General features: G+C 66.9%; 22 protein-coding genes, 1 tRNA gene and 1 pseudogene. 10 read left to right on the top strand and 14 right to left on the bottom strand.

All coding sequences use genetic code 11. From position 1 onward, the window contains the following. Positions 1-178: 178 nt before the first annotated feature. From DQP58_RS26580 to DQP58_RS27050, 3 genes are read right to left on the bottom strand one after another with little or no spacing between them, the layout of a single operon-like run. Positions 179-982: a hypothetical protein gene (locus DQP58_RS26580; RefSeq protein ID WP_133259338.1), complete on the bottom strand. Its 804-nt coding sequence runs from the start codon at positions 980-982 to the stop codon at positions 179-181. Next, on the bottom strand, positions 979-1,158 hold the full coding sequence (locus tag DQP58_RS04780) for a hypothetical protein (RefSeq protein WP_112707344.1): 180 nt from the start codon (positions 1,156-1,158) through the stop codon (positions 979-981). The genes DQP58_RS26580 and DQP58_RS04780 overlap by 4 nt, the downstream gene beginning before the upstream one ends. Continuing rightward, entirely contained in the window at positions 1,158-1,370 is a 213-nt protein-coding gene (locus tag DQP58_RS27050; protein WP_112707343.1) for a helix-turn-helix transcriptional regulator, read from the bottom strand. The genes DQP58_RS04780 and DQP58_RS27050 overlap by 1 nt, the downstream gene beginning before the upstream one ends. A 138-nt stretch (positions 1,371-1,508) precedes the next feature. Here DQP58_RS27050 and DQP58_RS04770 point away from each other — a divergent pair, with 138 nt between their 5' ends. Both DQP58_RS04770 and DQP58_RS04765 read left to right on the top strand, forming a co-directional pair. Next, positions 1,509-2,168 (top strand): helix-turn-helix domain-containing protein, encoded by a 660-nt coding sequence (locus DQP58_RS04770; protein WP_133259337.1) that lies wholly within the window; start codon positions 1,509-1,511, stop codon positions 2,166-2,168. Then, on the top strand, positions 2,152-3,291 hold the full coding sequence (locus tag DQP58_RS04765; protein ID WP_112707341.1) for a tyrosine-type recombinase/integrase: 1,140 nt from the start codon (positions 2,152-2,154) through the stop codon (positions 3,289-3,291). Before DQP58_RS04770 ends, DQP58_RS04765 begins: the two co-directional genes overlap by 17 nt. A gap of 31 nt (positions 3,292-3,322) precedes the next feature. Here the strand turns inward: DQP58_RS04765 and DQP58_RS04760 are convergent. The 3 genes from DQP58_RS04760 to DQP58_RS04750 all read right to left on the bottom strand — a co-directional run bounded on the left by DQP58_RS04760 (position 3,323) and on the right by DQP58_RS04750 (position 4,432). Beyond that, positions 3,323-3,412: transfer RNA gene (locus tag DQP58_RS04760), tRNA-Ser, on the bottom strand. A 29-nt stretch (positions 3,413-3,441) separates the two neighbouring features. After that, the gene (locus DQP58_RS04755; RefSeq protein WP_112707340.1) at positions 3,442-3,900 is read right to left on the bottom strand and encodes a nucleoside deaminase; all 459 of its coding nucleotides are present in this window, start codon (positions 3,898-3,900) and stop codon (positions 3,442-3,444) included. 10 nt (positions 3,901-3,910) lie between these two features. Next, entirely contained in the window at positions 3,911-4,432 is a 522-nt protein-coding gene (locus tag DQP58_RS04750; protein WP_067093558.1) for a tRNA adenosine deaminase-associated protein, read from the bottom strand. Between the two features lie 129 nt (positions 4,433-4,561). Between DQP58_RS04750 and DQP58_RS04745 the strand changes: the two genes are divergently transcribed. Next, the gene (locus tag DQP58_RS04745) at positions 4,562-5,506 is read left to right on the top strand and encodes a prephenate dehydrogenase (protein WP_165827798.1); all 945 of its coding nucleotides are present in this window, start codon (positions 4,562-4,564) and stop codon (positions 5,504-5,506) included. On the opposite strand, the gene DQP58_RS04740 is transcribed toward DQP58_RS04745, so the two are convergent. From DQP58_RS04740 to DQP58_RS04720, 5 genes and pseudogenes are all read right to left on the bottom strand, one after another. Next, a complete protein-coding gene (locus DQP58_RS04740) occupies positions 5,469-6,068 on the bottom strand; it encodes a putative glycolipid-binding domain-containing protein (RefSeq protein ID WP_112707338.1) in 600 nt (199 codons plus the stop codon). The two genes, DQP58_RS04745 and DQP58_RS04740, sit on opposite strands and share 38 nt — an antisense overlap. A 4-nt stretch (positions 6,069-6,072) precedes the next feature. After that, positions 6,073-6,785, bottom strand: a pseudogene (locus tag DQP58_RS04735) (ABC transporter permease). Beyond that, positions 6,782-7,468 carry an ABC transporter permease gene (locus tag DQP58_RS04730; RefSeq protein WP_112707336.1) on the bottom strand — a complete coding sequence of 229 codons (687 nt, stop codon included), beginning with the start codon at positions 7,466-7,468 and terminating at the stop codon, positions 6,782-6,784. Before DQP58_RS04730 ends, DQP58_RS04735 begins: the two are co-directional and overlap by 4 nt. 3 nt (positions 7,469-7,471) lie before the next feature. Beyond that, positions 7,472-8,584 carry an ABC transporter ATP-binding protein gene (locus tag DQP58_RS04725; protein WP_112707335.1) on the bottom strand — a complete coding sequence of 371 codons (1,113 nt, stop codon included), beginning with the start codon at positions 8,582-8,584 and terminating at the stop codon, positions 7,472-7,474. 1 nt (position 8,585) lies between these two features. Beyond that, positions 8,586-9,533, bottom strand: a complete 948-nt coding sequence (locus tag DQP58_RS04720) for an ABC transporter substrate-binding protein (protein ID WP_112707334.1) — start codon at positions 9,531-9,533, stop codon at positions 8,586-8,588. A 99-nt stretch (positions 9,534-9,632) separates the two neighbouring features. On the opposite strand from DQP58_RS04720, the gene DQP58_RS04715 reads away from it, so the two are divergent. Then, positions 9,633-9,983, top strand: coding sequence for a LapA family protein (locus DQP58_RS04715; RefSeq protein WP_112707333.1), 351 nt, complete (start codon positions 9,633-9,635; stop codon positions 9,981-9,983). Here the strand turns inward: DQP58_RS04715 and DQP58_RS04710 are convergent. Together DQP58_RS04710 and DQP58_RS04705 are read right to left on the bottom strand one after the other, a co-directional pair. After that, entirely contained in the window at positions 9,980-11,026 is a 1,047-nt protein-coding gene (locus tag DQP58_RS04710) for a phosphotransferase family protein (protein ID WP_112707332.1), read from the bottom strand. The two genes, DQP58_RS04715 and DQP58_RS04710, sit on opposite strands and share 4 nt — an antisense overlap. Before the next feature lie 64 nt (positions 11,027-11,090). Beyond that, positions 11,091-11,729, bottom strand: coding sequence for a histidine phosphatase family protein (locus tag DQP58_RS04705; protein WP_112707331.1), 639 nt, complete (start codon positions 11,727-11,729; stop codon positions 11,091-11,093). Between the two features lie 76 nt (positions 11,730-11,805). On the opposite strand from DQP58_RS04705, the gene DQP58_RS04700 reads away from it, so the two are divergent. From DQP58_RS04700 to DQP58_RS04675, 6 genes are read left to right on the top strand one after another with little or no spacing between them, the layout of a single operon-like run. Beyond that, positions 11,806-12,477: a class I SAM-dependent methyltransferase gene (locus tag DQP58_RS04700; RefSeq protein ID WP_112707330.1), complete on the top strand. Its 672-nt coding sequence runs from the start codon at positions 11,806-11,808 to the stop codon at positions 12,475-12,477. A 41-nt stretch (positions 12,478-12,518) separates the two neighbouring features. Beyond that, on the top strand, positions 12,519-13,616 hold the full coding sequence (locus DQP58_RS04695; RefSeq protein WP_112707329.1) for a phosphotransferase family protein: 1,098 nt from the start codon (positions 12,519-12,521) through the stop codon (positions 13,614-13,616). 1 nt (position 13,617) lies between these two features. After that, entirely contained in the window at positions 13,618-14,382 is a 765-nt protein-coding gene (locus DQP58_RS04690; protein ID WP_112707328.1) for an SDR family NAD(P)-dependent oxidoreductase, read from the top strand. Positions 14,383-14,400: 18 nt separating this feature from the next. Next, positions 14,401-15,684 (top strand): acyl-CoA dehydrogenase family protein, encoded by a 1,284-nt coding sequence (locus tag DQP58_RS04685; protein WP_112707327.1) that lies wholly within the window; start codon positions 14,401-14,403, stop codon positions 15,682-15,684. Then, positions 15,665-16,288 (top strand): TetR/AcrR family transcriptional regulator, encoded by a 624-nt coding sequence (locus DQP58_RS04680; RefSeq protein ID WP_112707326.1) that lies wholly within the window; start codon positions 15,665-15,667, stop codon positions 16,286-16,288. Before DQP58_RS04685 ends, DQP58_RS04680 begins: the two co-directional genes overlap by 20 nt. Beyond that, the gene (locus tag DQP58_RS04675; RefSeq protein WP_112707325.1) at positions 16,288-17,256 is read left to right on the top strand and encodes an NADPH:quinone oxidoreductase family protein; all 969 of its coding nucleotides are present in this window, start codon (positions 16,288-16,290) and stop codon (positions 17,254-17,256) included. The genes DQP58_RS04680 and DQP58_RS04675 overlap by 1 nt, the downstream gene beginning before the upstream one ends. Before the next feature lie 7 nt (positions 17,257-17,263). On the opposite strand, the gene DQP58_RS04670 is transcribed toward DQP58_RS04675, so the two are convergent. Then, positions 17,264-19,138: an alkyl/aryl-sulfatase gene (locus DQP58_RS04670; protein WP_112707324.1), complete on the bottom strand. Its 1,875-nt coding sequence runs from the start codon at positions 19,136-19,138 to the stop codon at positions 17,264-17,266. Between the last annotated feature and the right edge of the window lie 74 nt (positions 19,139-19,212).

The raw sequence follows: 19,212 nt of genomic DNA, 5'->3' as shown, positions 1-19,212 counted from the left end.
AGCGGGCAGCGTCGAATGCGGCCGGCAGACGAGGCAGCGATGCGCATACGGGCGATGCACGGAACCGGGCGGGTCTCACCATTGGGCCGTTTACACCACCTGTGAGGCGGTGCCTGGCAGTTCGGACACTCCCGGTCCATCGCTGCGTCGGCGTAGATCTCTTCGAACACTCGCGACATCACGCTGGTCTCCGGGATCGGGCCAGGCACGGGATGCGCTTTTGCGAGCCGTCGTCTCGCCGACACCACTCATAGGCATCGGCGCGGCAGTTCGGGCACTGGTGGTCCATATCGGCGTTGACGTACAGCTGCTGAGCGAGCATGTCGAACTGCGCCGGCGCGCTTTCGCGGCTGGCCCCTGGTGACGTACCCCCGCCACGAAACCTCAGATGCTTTTCGTCAGAAGGTTTTCGCGCAACGTCAGGTGTTAACCCGTCAAGTGTTAACCCGTCAAGTAGGTCATCCTGGGTGACCTGTTCGGTCTCTGATTTGACCCGTTCGGCCCCCGGATTTGACCCGTCCGGTCCGGTCTCATGACCCGTTCGGTCCGAATTGAGGTCCAGCAAATCGCTTGTGGCGGTACCGATTGGGTCACCGTGGGTGACCCGTTCGCCTACCCCCGAATGGGTCACCATGGATGACCCGTTCGTGTCACGTGGCGTCCGCGTGATGTCCGCCCGGACAGGCAACGCGCATAACTCGTAGACCGGTGCTGCTGACCTGCCTTGTTGGTTGTTAAAGCCGCGCTTGATCTTCCGAACGTAACCAGCATCTTCAAGTTCCTTGACGGCCCGCTTCGCGGTAGACAGCGATGTGCCGTACTGGACGGCCCGAATGTGGTCCCAGCGAACTGATGCTTGCCGGGTGTTGGTGTTGGCCTTCTCGGCGATCGCAATCAACGCTTGGAACCCGCGCTCGGAAACGCCGCGAGCTCGTAAGGTCTCTGAGGCGACGATCACTTCGCCGACAAGTTGGCCGCTCACGTCCCCGCGGTGCGCGCTGTAGTGGCAGCGCCGAGCAGTTGGCCGGCCAGCCCGACGGCGAACTCGGGCGTGACGCTGTACGGGTCGGATCCGCTGCCGATCGCGACGAGCACCAGCCCCGGCCGCGACGCGTTCGCCGCTACGTGAACGGCGGGCTGATCAGGTGGCTTCCCCATTACGCAACCCCCCGCGGACTGTCGGTGCGCTGAACGGTGTTCGCGTCGAGGTACGCGTTGACGTCACTCCATCGGTACAAGACCTTCCGGTTGACCTTGATGAACTTCGGCCCCATGCCGCGATAGCGCATCTGCGCAAGTCCTTGCTCTGTCGTATGAAGCACTGCTGCAACCTCTTTGGGGCCAGCAGTCTCGGGCGGCGATGTGTTCAAACTGGCTGAGTTGACGCTCGCGTTCAAGGTGTGCCTCCGGTGAGATTCTCAACCCATGCAAATCACGGGCTTGTCGTTGACACTGCATCGCGCGTCGCCTGCTGTCAAGCCTCGCGAAACCGGGGTATGTTGCGTGTCGTGACGGAAACGGTCGACCTGGCGGCGGTGATGGGCCGCAACGCGCGAGAACTACGTGGTGACGCGAACCTCAACGACGTAGCCAAGGCGGCGCGGGCATGCGGCTTGAACTGGGGCACTGGGCGAGTCTCAGACCTCGAACACGGCAAGGTATCGCCGACACTGCCGACGTTGGTTGCCTTGGCTCTGATCTTCTCAGAGCTACTCGACCGGCCCGTATCGTTGGGCGACCTCGTTCGCGGGGACGACAACATCGCTGTCACACCAAGAATCAGCGTCTCATCTGAGGAACTGCGCCGCTACCTGTCGGGAGACGCCGTGACGGCGGCGGGCCGGTACCGACGCGAGGCCGGCGCCGCGTTGGAGTCAGTCGTTACTGACGACTACCGAGATAACTGGCCGGCCCGCCTTCAGTCGGTGTCGAAAGGTGCCACGATGCGGATGCTCGGGCAGATCGGCGAGCCCGAGGAACGACTCGCGCGGGAGTTAGGGCTCGAGCATTCGCGGCTCGCCGCCGAAATGTTGGCCCAATGGGGCAAGTCGTTTAGCGCCAAACGCGACGAACTCGCCGGCCCGGAAGCGAATGCCCAGAAGAAGGGGCGCATTGCTCGCGCGCTCAAAGCCGACTTGAAAGCGGTGCTCGATGGCGACGATCAATAAGTATCAAACCGCAAGCGGTGCAACGCTTTACCGAGTCCGCTACCGGACGCCGGACCACAGACAGACCGACAAGCGCGGGTTCAGAACCAAGCGTGACGCCGAGGCATTCGCGGCGACCGTAGAGGTCAAGAAACTGACCGGTGAGTTCATCCCGGAGGCGGCGGGCCGCACCATGGTGGCCGAGCTGGCGCCAGATTGGTTGGCGCGCAAGCAACAGGCGACTGCACCGTCGAACTATCGGATGATCGAATCAGCCTGGCGCATCCACGTTCAACCGAAGTGGGGTCACTGGCAGATCGCCAAGGTTTCGGTGCCCGATATCGAATCTTGGATTGCCCAAATGATCCGCGAGGGCCGCGGAGCGACGACCGTGCTGCGTGCGCACGGTGTGCTATCCGGGATTCTGCAAGACGCGGTTAAGGCGCGGCGGTTGGCGTCGAACCCGGCGCGCGGAATCGAGGGGTTACCGCGCAAGACAACGCGCCGACACATCTACCTGACCGCCGACGACGTACACCGCCTAGCAGCGGAGTGTGGCGAGCATCGGCCACTGGTGTACGTGCTCGCCCTATGCGGACTCCGCTGGGGCGAGGCGATCGCGCTGCGGGTGCGTGATGTCGAGTTCCTGAAGCGCCGCCTGGTCGTCGCGGACAACGCCGTCCAGCTCGGCGTCGAGCACGCCGTCGGGCAGACCAAAGGTCGCAAGGTCCGGTCGGTACCGGTGCCGTCGTTCGTACTCGACGAGCTCTCACGACTGTGCGCAGACAAGAGCGCAGAAGATCTGCTGTTCCCCGGACCCGACGGAAAGTACCTACCGCGCCCGAAGTCGACTCGGGGGTGGTTCTCGGGTGCTGTGACGCGTTCGAAGGTTCAGGCGATCACTCCGCATGACCTTCGGCACACCGCGGCGTCGTTAGCCATCTCTGCTGGCGTAAACGTGCTGGCACTACAACGGATGCTCGGACACAAGTCGGCGAAGGTCACGTTGGACACCTACGCGGACCTGTTCGACACCGATCTCGATGCTGTCGCGGTCACTCTTCACAACTCGTACTCACCTGTGACTGTGGGCAAAGTGTGGGCAGCAGGTGGGCAGACCAAAGGTCAGCAAACAGAGAAATAGCCCCTCACCTGCGTTGCAGGCTTTGGGGTTTTGGCGGTGGCGGAGGGATTTGAACCCTCGGACGGTTTTAGCCGTCACACGCTTTCGAGGCGTGCTCCTTAGGCCGCTCGGACACGCCACCGCCGAGCAGCTTACCCAACGGCAGGCCCGTCACCCCAATCGCTGGCGGGCAAAAAAGGCCTCCAGTGGCGCGGCACACTCCTGCGCCAGCACACCACCGCGCACTTCGGGACGGTGATTGAGCCGCCGGTCGCGGACCACATCCCACAACGACCCGACCGCTCCCGTCTTGGGCTCCCAGGCCCCGAACACCAGGCGGGCGATGCGCGATAGCACCAGCGCGCCCGCGCACATGGTGCACGGTTCGACGGTGACCGCCAGCGTGGCGCCCTCCAGCCGCCACCCGTCGCCGAGGACCCCGGCTGCCGTGCGCAGCGCCAGGATCTCGGCGTGGGCCGTCGGGTCGCCCAGGGCCTCGCGGGCGTTCACCGCGCGGGCCAGCTCGGTTCCGTCGGCACCGACCACCACTGCGCCGATGGGCACGTCGCGAGGACCCGCCGTCGCGGCAACCGATAGCGCGGACCGGATCAGGTCTTCGTCAGCGATCACCGAGCTAGGATCACCGACCGAGGCGGTCGATCACCGCCGACAGCTGGTCGGCGAAGCCCATCTCCCGGGCGATGCGGCCCAGCTGCTCGTCGGCGTACAGATCGGTCTCGTCGACGATGACCCCCAGGACCGCCTCGGGCAGCCCGATGTCGGACAGCAGCCCCAAGTCGCCCTCTTCGAAAGGATCTGAATCCTCCAGATCCTCCGGATCGAGGTCGGCGTCCAGCTTGTCGAGCACTTCCGCGGCGATGTCGTAATCGAGCGCGGCGGTGGCATCCGAGAGCAACAACCGCGTCCCCGAGGGCGCTGGCCGCACGATGACGAAGAATTCGTCGTCGACGTCCAGCAGGCCGAAGACCGCCCCGGAACTGCGCAATTCACGCAACTCCGTCTCGGCGGCCGACAGGCTCAAGAGCGACTTACGGGCCATCGGGGCACAGCGCCACTGGCCCTCTTCACGCACCACCGCGACGCCGAAACCGTCCGGCGTGTCCGCGGACAGGCCTTGGGCAGAGGCCCGTTGTGCTCCCATGGCCGCTTACGGTAGTCCCTGACCAGGCCCCTGACCAGATGGCCGCGGGTGGCCTCGACATCTGGCGCCACCGCTCCCGAGCGGATGTGCCAACCTTGGAATGTGGCACGCCCTCCTTCTAAGACACCGGTGTGTGTGCTCGGGCTGGGGCTGATCGGCGGCTCGATAATGCGGGCCGCCACGGCGGCCGGCCGGGACGTGTTCGGCTATAACCGCTCGGTCGAGGGCGCACAGGCTGCGACCGCCGACGGCTTCGATGCCACCACCGATCTGCCCGCGACGCTGTCTCGCGCCGCCGACTCCGGGGCGCTGATCGTGCTGGCCGTGCCGATGCCGGCGATGGCGGGCATGCTCGCCCACGTCAAGGAGACGGCCCCGCACTGTCCGCTGACCGACGTCACCAGCGTCAAGCAGGCGGTGCTCGATCAGGTAATCGCGGCGGGGCTGCAGGAACGCTTCGTGGGGGGCCATCCGATGGCGGGCACCGCGCACTCGGGCTGGACGGCCGGGTATGCCGGGTTGTTCACCGGGGCCGCGTGGGTCGTCAGCGTCGACGACCATGTCGACCCGGCGGTCTGGTCGACGGTGATGACGTTGGCGCTGGACTGCGGCGCGGTCGTGGTGCCGGCCCGGTCCGACGAGCACGATGCCGCCGCGGCGGCCATCTCGCATCTGCCCCACCTGCTCGCCGAGGCGCTGGCGGTGGTGGCCGGAGACGTGCCGTTGGCTTTCGCGTTGGCCGCCGGCTCGTTCCGCGACGGGACCCGGGTCGCGGCGACCGCCCCCGACCTGGTCCGGGCGATGTGCGAGGGCAACTCCGAGCAGCTGGTGCCCACGGTCGACCGCCTCCTCGAGCTGCTGAGCCGCGCCCGCGAATCGCTGGCTGCGCACAATTCGGTCGCCGACCTCGCCGAATCCGGCCATGCCGCGCGCATCCGCTACGACAGCTTCCCTCGCAGCGACATCTTTCACGTCGTCGTCGGCGCGGAGAACTGGCGTCAGGAATTGGCCGCCGCCGGCCGAGCCGGTGGGGTGATCAGATCCGCTCTGCCAAGCCTGGATAGTCGACGATGAATCCCTCGTCATCGACGCTGACCGTGGTGTCGGAGATCGGCGAGCGCAGTTTGATCTCGGCCGGGCTGCCGGTGTTGCTATAGCTCACGGTGTCCGCCGTGATGGACATCTCCGGCAGGTTCACGTAGACCACCGGCAGCGTCACCGAGGCAGGCCGCTCGTGTAATCCGAGCCGCCGGATGGGCAGCGCGTTGAAGAAGGGGCTGAACTCCACGTCGACGTCGACCGCGCCGTTGTAGGCCGCGCGATGCTCGCCCTGGTGGTCTGTGACCAGCCACATGTTCTCTTCGTCGCGGGCGAACGAGAAGACCCGCTCCCGCTCGGCGAGGGTGACGGTCATGCCGAGCCGCTTGGTGGCGCCGGTCTCATCGGTCAGCAGGTCGTAATAGGCGCCGAACGCCGGGGTGGTTTCGGTGGCGGCGGCAATGATGCGACCATTGGCCTTGATTCTGTTGCCGGACACCTGGACTCGTACCGATTCCATGCGGGGAGCATCCTGTGCGCGCCAGGTGAGCATCGCCTGCCACACGCGGCGAGACGGATCAGAGGGGGCTGCGTTCACTCATCTACCGTAAGACGTGCCCGCCAAGTGATGCGGAAGTGGCCGGTATGTTCGCCGCAGCCGCCCGGTGCCCGGCACTGAAATCCACACTGCCAACGCAAGCAGTCCGTCGAGCACCAGCGCCAACGCGGCCACCATTAGGGCCCCGACCAGGGCGAGATGAAACTCACGTTCCTTGATCCCGTCGATCAGGTATCTGCCCAGTCCGCCCAGGCTGGCGTAGGCGGCCACCGTCGCGGTCGCGACCACCTGCAGCGTGGCGTTGCGCAGGCCACCCAGGATCAACGGCAACGCATTCGGCACCTCGACGCGCAGCAGCACCTGGGCCTCGGTCATGCCCATCGCCCGGGCGGCATCGACGACCGTGGGCTCGACATTGGCGATCCCGGCATAGGTGCCGGCCAGCAGCGCCGGCACACCCAGCAGCATCAGCGCCACCAGCGACGGTCCCAGACCCAGCCCGAAGACCAGCGTCCCGAACAGCAGCACGCCCAGCGTCGGCAGGGAGCGCAAGCCGTTGACGGTGCTGACCACCAGCAGGGTGCCCCGCCCGGTGTGCCCGATGATCATGCCGACGGGAATCGCGATCAACGCAGAGGCGGCCACGGCTAGCGCGGTGTACTCGAGGTGTTCGAGGATGCGGGCGGCGAGCCCGACGGGGCCGGTCCAGTTGTCGGCGGTCAACACGTAGGAGATCGCCCGCGCGACGAAGTTCACCGCGCACCACCGACTACGGGCGCGACGACCGCGCGGCGACCGGTGCGCGGTGTGGCGTGCGCCCACGGTGTTGCCAGCCGGCCGGCCACGACGATGAGCACGTCGATGACCACCGCCAGTACGAACAGCGCGATGATGCCGGCCAGGATCTGATCGCTCTTGTCGGTTTGGTAGCCCTGGGTGAACCAGCTGCCCAGCCCGCCGATTCCGATGACCGAACCCACGGAGACCATCGCGATGTTGGTGACCACCACCACCCGCAACCCGGCGACGAGTACCGGAACCGAAAGCGGCAGTTCGACTTTGAGCATCCGCGTGACCGGCGAATAGCCGACCGCCGTGGCGGCGTCGCGCACCTGGGCGGGTACCGCGTCCAGCGCCTCGAGCACGGCGCGCACCAGCAGCGCCGCGGTGTAGGCCGTCAACGCCACCAGCACGTTGGCCTCGTCGAGGATGCGGGTCCCGATGAGCATCGGCAGCACCACGAACAGCGCCAGCGACGGGATGGTGAACACGACGCTGGCCGCCGCGGTCGTCAGCCGGCGGGCGATTCGGGTGCGCTGCACCAACATTCCCAGCGGCAGGGCAATCGCCAGCCCGATCAGCACCGGCACCAACGACAGCCGCAAATGCACGACGGTGAGCCCCCAGGCGTCATCGAGATGGCTGAGCAGATAGTGCATCGGTTACCTCCCTCGAGGTTCCGCCGAGCCCGGGCGCTGGGCCCGGACCGCGGCCAGCACGTCGTCGGCCAGCACCCCGCCGATGACCTTGCCGTCGTCATCGACGGCGACCCCGATGCCCGACGGCGACGACAGCGCCGCATCCAGCGCGTGGCTCAGGTTGCCCCGCGGCCGAAACAGCGATCCGAGGCCGCTCATGCTGTCCGTCAACGGCACGCCGTCGCGGTGCCGCCGCACTCCCGCGCCGTCGATCCAGCCGATGGGCACACCGCCCGGATCGACCACCACGGCCCACCCGCCGGAAAGTTCTGCCTGCGTGATCTTTTCGGCCGCGACCCGCTCGACATCGTGCAGCGGTAGTCCCGCCGCGTCGAGGAGTTGTAACCATCGGTAGCCGCGGCCCAGGCCGATGAACCTCGACACGAAATCGTTGGCCGGCCGCGACAGCAGCTCAGCGGGCTGGTCGAATTGCTGCAACGAACCGCCTTTGAACACCGCCACGCGATCACCGAGCCGCAGCGCCTCATCGATGTCGTGGGTGACGAAGACGATCGTCTTGTGCAATTCGCCTTGCAGGCGCAGTATTTCGTTTTGCAGGTCGTGGCGCACCACCGGGTCGACGGCGGAGAACGGCTCGTCCATCAGCAGGATGGGCGGATCGGCGGCCAGCGCGCGCGCCACCCCGACCCGCTGTTGCTCGCCGCCGGAGAGTTGCGCGGGGTAGCGGGTCGCGAGTTTGGCGTCCAGCCCGACCCGTTCGAGCACCTCGTAGGCGGCCTTGCGGGCGGCCCGGCGGGGCTGGCCCCGTAAGACGGGAACCGTTGCCACATTGTCGATCACCCGCTGGTGCGGCATCAGCCCGGCGTGCTGGATGACATACCCGATCCCGAGGCGCAGTTTCACCGGGTCGCGGGTGGACACGTCGACCCCGTCGATCGTGATGACGCCCGAAGTGGGCTCGATCATCCGATTGATCATGCGCAGCGCCGTGGTCTTGCCGCTGCCCGACGACCCGACGAACACGGTCAGCTCCCCGTTCGGGACGCTCAGGCTGAGCTGGTGCACGGCGGTGGTTCCGTCGGCGAAGGCCTTGGTGACTGTGTCGAAGACGATCAAGTCATCCTCCGATCGGATGGTTGAAGCCGTTGTCCCGTATCCAGTTTCGCGCGGCCTGGTCCGGATCCATGCCCGAGTTTCCCGACACCGCCGCGTTGAGTCCGGCGACACCGGAGGTGGTCAGCTTCGCCGACACAGCGTCCAGCACGTTCCTGAGATGATCCGAATTCTTCTGCGAATTGACCAGCGGCACAATGTTTCCGGCCACGAAGTTATGTTCGGGGTCATCGAGGGCCACCAGGTGGTTCTGCGGTATGGCCGGGGACGTGGTGAAGACGTTAGCGGCGTTCACCCTTCCCCCGACCAACGCGCGCACGGTGACCGCGCCCCCGCCGTCGTCGATGGCGACGAAGTTGCCCGGTTTGATGTCGAGCCCATACTTCTGCCGCAGCCCCGGCAGCCCGGCGGGGCGGGTCGCGAATGCCGAGGGGGCACCGAATCGCACGTCCGGCGAGTGAGGGGCCAAATCGGCGATGGTCTTCAGACTCCAGGAGTTCGCCGTCTGCGCGGTGACGCTGACGGTATCGGTGTCGGTGGCCGGCGCGGGCGCCAGGATCGACAGGTCTGCGGGCAAGCGCTGGCGCAGCTCCACCTCGACGGCACCCAGCATGGTGGCCTTGGACTGCGGGGCGAAATACAGCAACAGGTTACCGATGTACTCCGGTACCAGGTCGATGGAATGGTCTTTGAGCGCAGGGATATAAGTCTCCCGGCTGCCGATGCCCATCCGCGTGCCCACCTCAAACCCGTTGGCCTGCAGGGCCTGTGCGTAAATCTCGGCGATGATCTGCGATTCCGGAAAGTCTCCGGAGCCGATGACTATGGAGTTGGGGCTTCGAACCTGCGCTCCCAGCGGATCGGAATTGCTGCACGCCGCAACAACGCACATCGCCATCAGCAGGGCTGCCGCGCGCATGATCGTGCCTTGCGGGCGCGGCAGCGTCGTCATACCGCCGACCCTAATGCCCGAACCGTGGGGACGCTGGCCTGCGGAATTGGTGGCGGTGAATCGGTTTCATTCTGTGTCGGATAGGGCAAAGATGGCAGTATGAGCAGCCACATCCCTGCCTCGCCCGGGCAGCCGCCCCCCGAGCCCAATCCTGCGGCCAAGACCGGCGCACCCGCCAAAGAACCGGCCATCGGGTTCACCCGCGCCGGCGCACTGTGGTCCTCGCTGATCGCCGGCTTTGTGATCCTGATCTTATTGCTGATCTTCATCACCCAGAACACGACCCCGACAGACTTTCAGTTCTTGGGCTGGCACTGGAGCCAACCCAAGGGCGTGGCGATCTTGCTGGCGGCCGTGGTCGGCGGGCTGATCACCGTTGCGGTCGGCACCGCACGGATCATGCAGTTGCGCCGCGCGGCCAAACGGCAGCACGCGGCCGCCGCGCGCTAGCCGGGCAGCTTCGCCAATTCGGCCAGACCGCGGGAAATCAGCGGCGACACGACCTCCGGTGCGTGATCGGAGTCGGCGCCGCGGGCCTGATCCGACATGCGTCGCCGGAAGTCGATGCCCGCGGCGATGATGGCGAGCTTGAAGTAGGCCAGCGCCATGTAGAACTCCCAGTGGGCCAGCGGTGTACCGGCCACCAGCGAATAGCGGTCGGCCAGTTCGTCGGCCGTCGGCAGCAGCGGTGACGTCCACGCGGCCTGCGCATTGACGATCAAATCCAGGGCGGGGTCGCGGTACACGCACATCAGGGCGGCGTCGGACAGCGGATCCCCCAGCGTGGAGAGCTCCCAGTCGACGACGGCACGCACCTTCGTCGGGTCGTCGGCGTCCAGGATCGTGTTATCGATCCGGTAGTCGCCGTGCACGATCGACGTCCGGCTCTGCTGCGGAATGGCTTCGCCCAGACCGGAATGCAGTCGCTCCACGTCGCCGTCGCGTCGATCCTCGGGCAACCGGACCAGCGACCACTGCGAGCCCCACCGCCGCACCTGACGCTCCAGATACCCGCTCGGCTTGCCGAAATCGGCCAGCCCGACGGCGTCGGGATCGACGTTGTGCAGATCGACAAGCACCTGGATCAACGAGTCGACGCAGCCCCCAATCACGGTGTGACTGAACGATTCGAGTTGAGCGCGGCGCCGGACCACCTGCCCGGCGACGAACTCGACGATCTGGAAGGGAGCGCCCAGCACCGAATCGTCCTCGCACAACCCGATCGTGCGCGCCACCGGAACCGGGGTGTCCTGCAGCGCTGCCACGACCCGATACTCGCGGGCCATGTCGTGCGCCGACGGGGTCAGGCCGTGCAGGGGCGGCCGGCGCACCAGCCAACTGGTGCTGTCGTCGTAGACGCGGAACGTCAGATTCGAGCGACCTCCGGAGATGAAGTCCGCGCGCAACTCGCCGTCGCGCCCGATCCCCAGCGAACGCAGGTAGGAGTCCAGCGAGGCCAGGTCGAGCCCCTCGAGTTGGTCAGCTGAAGTCACCGAACTTGTCTACCATCGCCGACCTCGACCCGGTGCACCACCTGCGACTTGTGGGCCTGGGCGTTCAGGCGCTGTCACGGCCCGCATCGTCGTCGAGCAACCTCTGGTTTCGTGGCAACAGGTCCCAGACGTGTTCGGTGGTGTTGACCGCGGCCACCGTCGCTTGACCGGACCGGGAGAACAACAGCCGAGTCACCGACGCGTAATCGACGGGGAAGGACAGCAGGCGGGCGGTACCCAGAATTTCATGCAGCAGGACGTTGATGACCCCGCCATGGCTGAACACCGCCACCGTGTCTTCGGGGTCGGCGGCCGCGACGAGGTCGTCGATCGCGGCGCGCACCCGGGCGCGAAAAGCGTCCTCGTCGACCGCGCTCGGCAGATGCCCCTGCGCCAGGCGCGCCCACTCCTCCGGCATCTCCGCGCGGATCTGCTCGACCGGGATGTACACCGGAAGGTCGCGGTCGTACTCGGCGAAGCGATTGTCGATCTCGACGCGCAGCCCGCGATCCGCCGCGACCGGTTCGGCGGTCTGGATGGCCCGGCGCTGCGGGCTACTCACCACCCGCGCAATGGGAAACCTGGCGAGCCCCTTGGGTAGTCGTTCGATCTGGGCCAGCCCCTGCTCGGACAGGTCCGGATCGGAACCTTGGCCGTGTTCGCTGCGCAACGGCAACGCGTGCCGGACCAGAAGCACTTGCATATTTCGTCCCGTCGTTCGATGGTGGGCAGCGCCAGTTTCTCACCGCGCCCGGCGACGCCGATCTCAAGGAGGACGGATGACCGAACCGGACAGGGATTGGGACGCCACCTACCGACAGGCCGTGCCGCCGCCGTGGAGCATCGGCCGGCCCCAACCGGAGCTGGCCCGTCTCATCGATCAGGGCAAGGTGCGCAGCGAGGTGCTGGACTCCGGCTGCGGGCATGCCGCGCTCTCGCTGACCCTGGCCGCGCTCGGCCACACCGTCGTCGGCCTGGACGCCAGCGCGACCGCAATTCGGGCGGCCACCGCCGCGGCCGCCGAGCGGGGACTGAGCACGGCGACCTTCGCGCAGGCCGACGTCACCGACTTCGGTGGCTATGACGGCCGCTTCGCCACGATTCTCGACAGCGGCCTGTTCCACGCGCTGCCGGCCGACCGGCACCAGGACTACATCCACTCCATCTTTCGGGCCGCCGCGCCGGGAGCCGCGCTCTACATCCTGGCCTTCGCGGCCGGAGCGCTGGACGACGCCCATTCGGACCGGCCGGGGCCGCCCGGCTTCACCGAATCCGAGTTGCACGACGCGGTCGCGACGCTGTGGCGCGTCGACGACCTGCGCGCGGCGAAGGTGTACGGCAACGACGACACCGGCGGCTCGTCGGACGGTCCGCTGGCCCACCTGGAGCACGACGACGAGGGCCACTTCATGGCCCCAGGGTTCCTGCTGAGCGCGCACAAGCCACACTGATCGGCACGGCCGCGACCGGCGCGGAGAATGCTATTCTCCATATGGAGATTGGGGTGTGCGGCGATGGTTGGACGGTGACTCGGGTGGGCGAACCGGGACTCGACGCGGGCGTCCTCGCCCGCTGGCTGGATGCAAACAACGCCCCGGGTGGCGGCGAGGAACCGCGGTTGACCCAGCTCAAGGGCGGCTCGCAGAACACCCTTTACCTGATCGAGCGCGGTCCGTCGGAGGCGCGGGCGAGGATGGTGTTGCGGATGCCCAGCGCGCGCGCCGACGCCGCCCGCATCGATGGGCTGCTGCGGGAGATCCGACTGGTGCGGGCGCTGTCCGGCACCGATGTCCCGCACGCGGCGCTGATCGCCGCCGACGACACCGGCAGCGTGCTCGGCATGCCGTTTTATGTCATGCAGGCGATCGACGGGTGGAGCCCGATGGACGGCGGGTGGCAATCGCCGTTCGACACCGACCTCGAGGCCCGCCGCGGCCTGGCCTTCCAATTGGTCGACGGCGCGGCCAAGCTGGGCCGAGTGGATTGGCGCAAACAAGGACTCGAAGGCTTTGGCCGCCCGGATGGATTCCACGAGCGGCAGGTCGATCGGTGGCTGGCGTTCCTCGACGCGTACCAGGTCCGCGAGCTGCCCGGCCTGGACGTGGCCTCCGACTGGCTGCGCCGCAACCATCCGGCGCATTACCGGGCGGGCATCATGCACGGCGACTATCAGTTCGCCAACGTGATGTTCGCCCATGGCGAGCCGGCGCGGTTGGCCGCGATCGTGGACTGGGAGATGACCACGGTCGGTGATCCGCTGCTCGACCTGGCGTGGTGCCTGCTCGGCTACGACGGTGAAAGGCCGCGCGAGGACGGGTTTTATCTCGACATGCGCGGGATGCCCACGCGCAGCGAGCTCCTGGAGCACTACGAATCCGTCAGCGGGTTGTCCACCGAAAACATCGACTACTACCTGGTGCTGGCCAACTGGAAACTAGGCATCGTGCTGGAGAAGACCTACGCGGCCGGGATACGGACCGGCTCGCAAAAAGGAGGAGTCGACCCGAAGATCACCGAGGCGTTCGGCCCGATGATCCTGCAGCTCATCGCCACCGCGGCCGAGCTGGCCCGATCTCACACGGTGTCCTGAAATGGGTTATGCCGACCAGCTTTTCGACCTCACCGACCGGGTCATACTGATCACCGGCGGCAGCCGCGGACTGGGGCGTGAGATGGCGTTCGGCGCGGCCCGCTGCGGAGCGCACGTCGTGATCGCCAGCCGCAACCTGGACAACTGCGTGTCCACCGCCAACGAGATCGAGGCCGAGACCGGCCGTGCGGTCATGCCGTATCAGGTGCACGTGGGGCGCTGGGATCAGCTAGACGGCTTGGTGGAGGCGACCTACGAGCGGTTCGGCAAAGTCGACACGCTGATCAACAACGCCGGCATGTCGCCGCTGTACGACAAGCTCACCGACGTGACCGAGAAGTTGTTCGACGCCGTGGTCAATCTCAACCTCAAGGGCCCGTTCCGGTTGTCGGCGTTGGTCGGTGAGCGCATGGTGGCGGCCGGTCGGGGTTCGATCATCAACGTGAGCACGGCCGGATCGTTGCGACCGACGCCAGACATCATCCCCTACGCCGCGGCCAAGGCCGGGCTCAATGCCATGACCGAGGCGCTGGCGAAGGCGTTCGGGCCGGCGGTGCGGGTCAACACCCTGATGGCCGGGCCGTTCCTCACCGATGTCAGCAAGGCCTGGAATCTGGATGCGGCACATCAGAATCCGTTCCAGCATCTTTCCTTGGAGCGCGCGGGTGACCCGCGCGAAATCGTCGGCGCCGCATTGTTTTTGGCCTCCGATGCGTCCAGCTTCACCACCGGCTCGATTCTGCGGGCCGACGGCGGAATCCCTTAGCGAGCAGGAGGTTGGGCCATGCCCTGGGACTTTTCAACCGAGCCCGAATTCGAGGAGAAGCTCGAATGGATCCGCGGGTTCGTTCGCGACGAGGTGGAACCGCTCGAGGTGCTATTTCCCGGGTGTGAATTTCTGCCGCTGAACGACGAGCGGCGCCGCATTGTCGACCCGCTCAAACAGCAGGTGCGCGACAAGGGTTTGTGGGCACCGCATCTGGGGCCGGAATTGGGTGGGCAGGGCTTCGGCGCGGTCAAACTGACGCTGATCAACGAGATCCTGGGCCGCAGCCCCTGGGCGCCGATCGTGTTCGGGACGCAGGCTCCCGACACCGGCAACGCCGAGATCATCGCCCGCTTCGGCACGCAGGAGCAAAAGGACCGTTACCTGGCGGGTCTGCTGTCCGGCGAGATCTTCTCGTGTTTCTCGATGACCGAGCCGCAGGGTGGCGCCGATCCGCGAGTCTTCACCACCCGGGCGGTGCGCGACGGCGGCGACTGGGTGATCACCGGGCGAAAGTACTTCTCCTCCAACGCCTCCGTCGCCTCCTTTTTCATCGTCGTCGCGATCACCGACCCCGACGTGCCGGTGCATACCGGCGCGTCGACGTTCCTGATCCCCGCCAGCGCCGAGGGACTGGTATTGGAGGCCAACCACCATCTGGTCGGCGCCGACCCGCACGAGCCGGGCCATTCCCTGGTGCACTACAACGACGTGCGAGTGCCGTCCGACGCGTTGCTCGGAGAGCCCGGACAGGGCTTCCTGATATTGCAGACCCGGCTGGCCGGCGGGCGGCTGCACCACGCGATGCGCTCCATCGGGATGGCGCAACGCGCCGTCGAGATCATGTCGCGCCGGGCGAAAAGCCGCTTCACCCAAGGCAGCCTGCTGGCCGACAAACAACTGGTCCAGGAGTTCGTCGCCGACTCCTACACCGAGCTGATACCGTTCCGGCTGACCGTGCTGCACGCGGCGTGGTTGATCGACCAGGGTGACGAGCGCGCCGCCCGGGCGGAGATCGCCGCATGCAAGATCCTGGCCTCGCAGGTGCTCAAATCGATTGCCCTGCGCGCGATCCAGGTGCACGGCGCGCTGGGGCTCACCGATCAGCTGCCCTTGGTCAGCGTCCTGCTCGGCGGCATCGCGCTGGGCCTTGCCGACGGGCCCACCGAGGCGCACAAGGTGAACCTGGCCCGGATGCTGCTCAAAGGCTACGAGGCCGAAGAAGGCGACTGGCCCAGCGAGATGCTGGATGTGCGGCGCGCGGCGGCGCGCGCCAAATACGGTGAGCTCGTTGACCTCTGACCGAGTGACCGCGGCGGTCGAGCGGGCGCTCGACGACCGCCAGCGCGGGGCCACCGAGGAGGTGGAACGCATCCTGGCCGCCGCGGTGCGCGTCATGGAACGCGTCGCGCCCGAACCGCCCCGCGTCAGCGACATCGTCGCCGAGGCGGGCTCGTCGAACAAGGCGTTCTACCGTTATTTCGCCGGCAAGGACGACCTGATCCTGGCGGTGATGGAACGCGGGGTGGCGATCGTGGTGTCCTATCTCGAGCACCAGATGGCCAAGGAATCGCAGCCGCGCGCCAAGGTCATGCGGTGGATCGAGGGCACGCTGGCGCAGGTGGCCGACCCGCACCTGATCAGCATGACCCGTGCGGCGGCCGGCCAGATGGCGGCCGGCACCACTTGGCGCGCGGCCGATCAGGAGATGATGCGGCCGCTTCGCGAGCTGCTCGTCGAACCCATTGCGGCGCTGGGCAGTACCGACGTCGAGCGGGATGTCGAGGCGGTGTTCAGCTGCACCGCCGCAACCATGCGTCGCTACGTGGGTTCGGCCGAGCAGCCCGGTGCCGACGACATCGCCCACGTGGTGCGGTTCTGTTTACGGGGATTGGGGGTCAGTTGATGCGCGCGGTGATCTGTCGTTCCTATGGCACGCCCGAGGACCTGGTGATCGACGACGTGCCCGATCCCGTTGCGGCTCCCGGCCAACTGCTGGTGCGGGTCCGCGCCGCCGCGGTCAACTTTCCCGACGTGTTGTTCATCGCCGGCAAGTATCAGGTCAAAATCCCGCCCCCCTTCATACCCGGCAACGAGATCGCCGGGGAGGTCATCGCCGTCGGCGAGGGTGCGCCGTTCCGTCCGGGGCAGCGTGTTTCCGGTACCACCTTCGGAGCGTTCGCCGAACAGGCGCTGCTCGACGCGAGCCAGGCCGCGCTCATGCCCGACGACGCCGATTTCGCCTCGGCCGCCGCCTTCGGCGTCACCTACCGCACGGCCTATCACGCGCTGCGCTCGACGGCCGCTGTTACGCAGGGCGATTGGGTGGTCGTGCTCGGGGCCGCCGGCGGCGTGGGGCTGGCCGCGGTGGACCTTGGGGTCGCGATGGGGGCTCGGGTGCTGGCGGCCGCGTCGAGCCCGGAGAAGCTCGAGCTGTGCCGGCGCCGCGGGGCCGAGTCGACCGTGGATTACGACCGCGAGGACCTGAAGACCCGCATCCGTGAACTCACCGGGGACAGCGCCCGGGTGGTGCTGGACCCGGTGGGCGGACCGTATTCGGAGCCGGCGCTGCGCGGTCTCGCGCGCGGCGGCACCTTCGTCACGCTGGGCTACGCCGCGGGCTCCATCCCGGCCATTCCGCTCAATCTCATTCTGCTGAAAGACATCTGCGTGCGTGGCATGGAGATCCGGACCTTCATGACCGACCGGCCTGACGACGCCGTGCGCGACCTGGCGGAGTTGGCGCAGATGTTCGCCGCCGGCACGGTGCGGCCGTACATCGGCGCGCGATTCCCGCTCTCGGAGACCGCGGCGGCATTACGGCATGTGGCCGACCGCAAGGTGCTCGGCAAGGTGGTAATCGACGTCGCGTGACGCGGCGTCACGGCGTGACGATGTTGAAATTCGGGTCCGGTTCGTCGAGCACACCCAGCAGGGCCTGCAGCGCGCCCTGATCCCCGGATATCTCCAGGCCCGGTGAGCTGAAATCCCCCGTCGCCACAGCGAGCAGCCGAATCTTGTTGGCTAGCTTGACCGTAACGGTGGCGGTGGCGGGATCGGGCGCCACCTTGCGCCGAACCAGGACCCCGTTGCGCAGGTTAAGTCGATAGTTGACCGCGGCGTCGGCGAAGGCGATGTCGATGGCGATGTCCAGATCCCAGCTGCGCGGTCCGTTGACGCGGATCGCCAGGCCGTCGAAGATCTGCTCCGGCGTCAGTTGGGACAGCAGCGTGGGCGATGCGACCTGGCCCGCGGTGCCGAAGGTCCCGTCGCGCAATTCCGTTGCCCCGCTCAGAAAGAAGTTGCGCCACGTCGCGTTCTCGGCCCCGTAGGCCAGCTGCTCGAGGGTGTCGGCGTAGAGATCCCGTGCGCCGGCGTGTTCGGCGTCGGTGAAGATTGCGTGGTCCAGCAGCGTCGCGGCCCAGCGGAAGTCGCCGGCCTCGAGCGCAACCCGCGCGAGTTCGACCGCACGGTCGATTCCGCCCATCGCCTCGACATACCGCGGCGCGAGCGCTTCGGGCGGATGAGGCCACAGCCGGCCGGGGTTGCCGTCGAACCAGCCCATGTAGCGCTGGTAGATCGCCTTCACGTTGTGGCTCACCGATCCGTAATAGCCGTGTGTGTGCCAGGCCCGCTCGAGAGCCGGTGGCATCTGGAACATTTCGGCGATCTCGACGCCGGTGTGGCCCTGGTTCAGCAAGCGCAGTGTCTGGTCGTGCAAATACGCGTACATGTCGCGCTGCAGTGACAGGAATTCGACGATGCTGTCCCGTCCCCAGGTCGGCCAATGATGCGAAGCGAAGACCACGTCGGCACGCTCGGCGAACGTGTCGATCGCTTCGGTGAGATAACCGGACCACGCGTGCGGATCGCGCACCAGCGCGCCCCGCAGGGTCAGCAGGTTGTGCAGGTTGTGCGTCGCATTCTCGGCCATGCACAACGCGCGGAAACGGGGGAAATAGAAATGCATTTCGGCGGGCGCCTCGGTGCCGGGCGCCATCTGGAACTCGATCTCCACGCCGTCGATGGTGTGCCTCTCACCGGTCTCGCGGATGTCGACGGTCGGCACGATCAGGGCCACCTCGCCCGTGGACGTGGCCTGTCCGAGCCCGCAACCCACATGGCCCTGCGGTCCGCGCTCCAGCGACACGCCGTACATGTAGGTCGCGCGTCGCAGCATCGCCGGACCGGCATAGACGTTTTCGGACACCGCGTGCTCGACGAAGCCGTCCGGCGCCAACACCGTCACCGCACCGGAATCCACCTCCGCCTGCGAGGTGACGCCCAGTACGCCGCCGAAATGATCGACGTGGCTATGGGTGTAGATCACCGCCACCACGGGGCGGTCACCGCCTCGTTGGGTGCGGTACAACGCCAGCGCGGCCGCAGCCACCTCGGTGGACACCAAGGGGTCGATGACAATGATGCCGCTGTCGGACTCCACGAAGGTGATATTGGAGATGTCCAGTCCGCGAACCTGATAGATGCCCGGCACCACTTCGTAGAGGCCTTGCTTGGCGGCCAGCGTCGACTGCCGCCAGAGGCCGGGATGAACAGATGTCGGGGCGGCACCACTCAAAAACGAGTAGGCGTCGTTGTCCCACACCACCCGCCCGTCGGCCGCTGTGATCACGCACGGTGACAGGGCGGCGATGAATCCGCGGTCGGCGTCGGCGAAGTCCGTTTGGTCATGCAATGGCAGATCGTGGTCGCGATGGGCCGACTCGATGACTGCGCTGGGAGGCTTGTGGTCCACCGTCGTACCTTGCCATTAAAGCGGCCTAGATCGAGGTGGTTCGGGCGGCTTTTCGCCGTCCAATTAATGAACAC

Source organism: Mycobacterium colombiense (genome assembly GCF_003284975.1).
Lineage (GTDB): Bacteria > Actinomycetota > Actinomycetes > Mycobacteriales > Mycobacteriaceae > Mycobacterium > Mycobacterium europaeum_A.
Note: the sequence above shows the minus strand (reverse complement) of the source record. Positions and strands in the feature narration are given on the sequence as shown.

Coding starts and splice junctions, on each gene's coding strand:
- DQP58_RS04780 (WP_112707344.1), bottom strand. CDS start 1,158: ATGGGGAAGCCACCTGATCAGCCCGCCGTTCACGTAGCGGCGAACGCG.
- DQP58_RS04765 (WP_112707341.1), top strand. CDS start 2,152: ATGGCGACGATCAATAAGTATCAAACCGCAAGCGGTGCAACGCTTTAC.
- DQP58_RS04750 (WP_067093558.1), bottom strand. CDS start 4,432: ATGGGAGCACAACGGGCCTCTGCCCAAGGCCTGTCCGCGGACACGCCG.
- DQP58_RS04730 (WP_112707336.1), bottom strand. CDS start 7,468: ATGCACTATCTGCTCAGCCATCTCGATGACGCCTGGGGGCTCACCGTC.
- DQP58_RS04720 (WP_112707334.1), bottom strand. CDS start 9,533: ATGACGACGCTGCCGCGCCCGCAAGGCACGATCATGCGCGCGGCAGCC.
- DQP58_RS04715 (WP_112707333.1), top strand. CDS start 9,633: ATGAGCAGCCACATCCCTGCCTCGCCCGGGCAGCCGCCCCCCGAGCCC.
- DQP58_RS04705 (WP_112707331.1), bottom strand. CDS start 11,729: ATGCAAGTGCTTCTGGTCCGGCACGCGTTGCCGTTGCGCAGCGAACAC.
- DQP58_RS04700 (WP_112707330.1), top strand. CDS start 11,806: ATGACCGAACCGGACAGGGATTGGGACGCCACCTACCGACAGGCCGTG.
- DQP58_RS04695 (WP_112707329.1), top strand. CDS start 12,519: ATGGAGATTGGGGTGTGCGGCGATGGTTGGACGGTGACTCGGGTGGGC.
- DQP58_RS04690 (WP_112707328.1), top strand. CDS start 13,618: ATGGGTTATGCCGACCAGCTTTTCGACCTCACCGACCGGGTCATACTG.
- DQP58_RS04685 (WP_112707327.1), top strand. CDS start 14,401: ATGCCCTGGGACTTTTCAACCGAGCCCGAATTCGAGGAGAAGCTCGAA.
- DQP58_RS04675 (WP_112707325.1), top strand. CDS start 16,288: ATGCGCGCGGTGATCTGTCGTTCCTATGGCACGCCCGAGGACCTGGTG.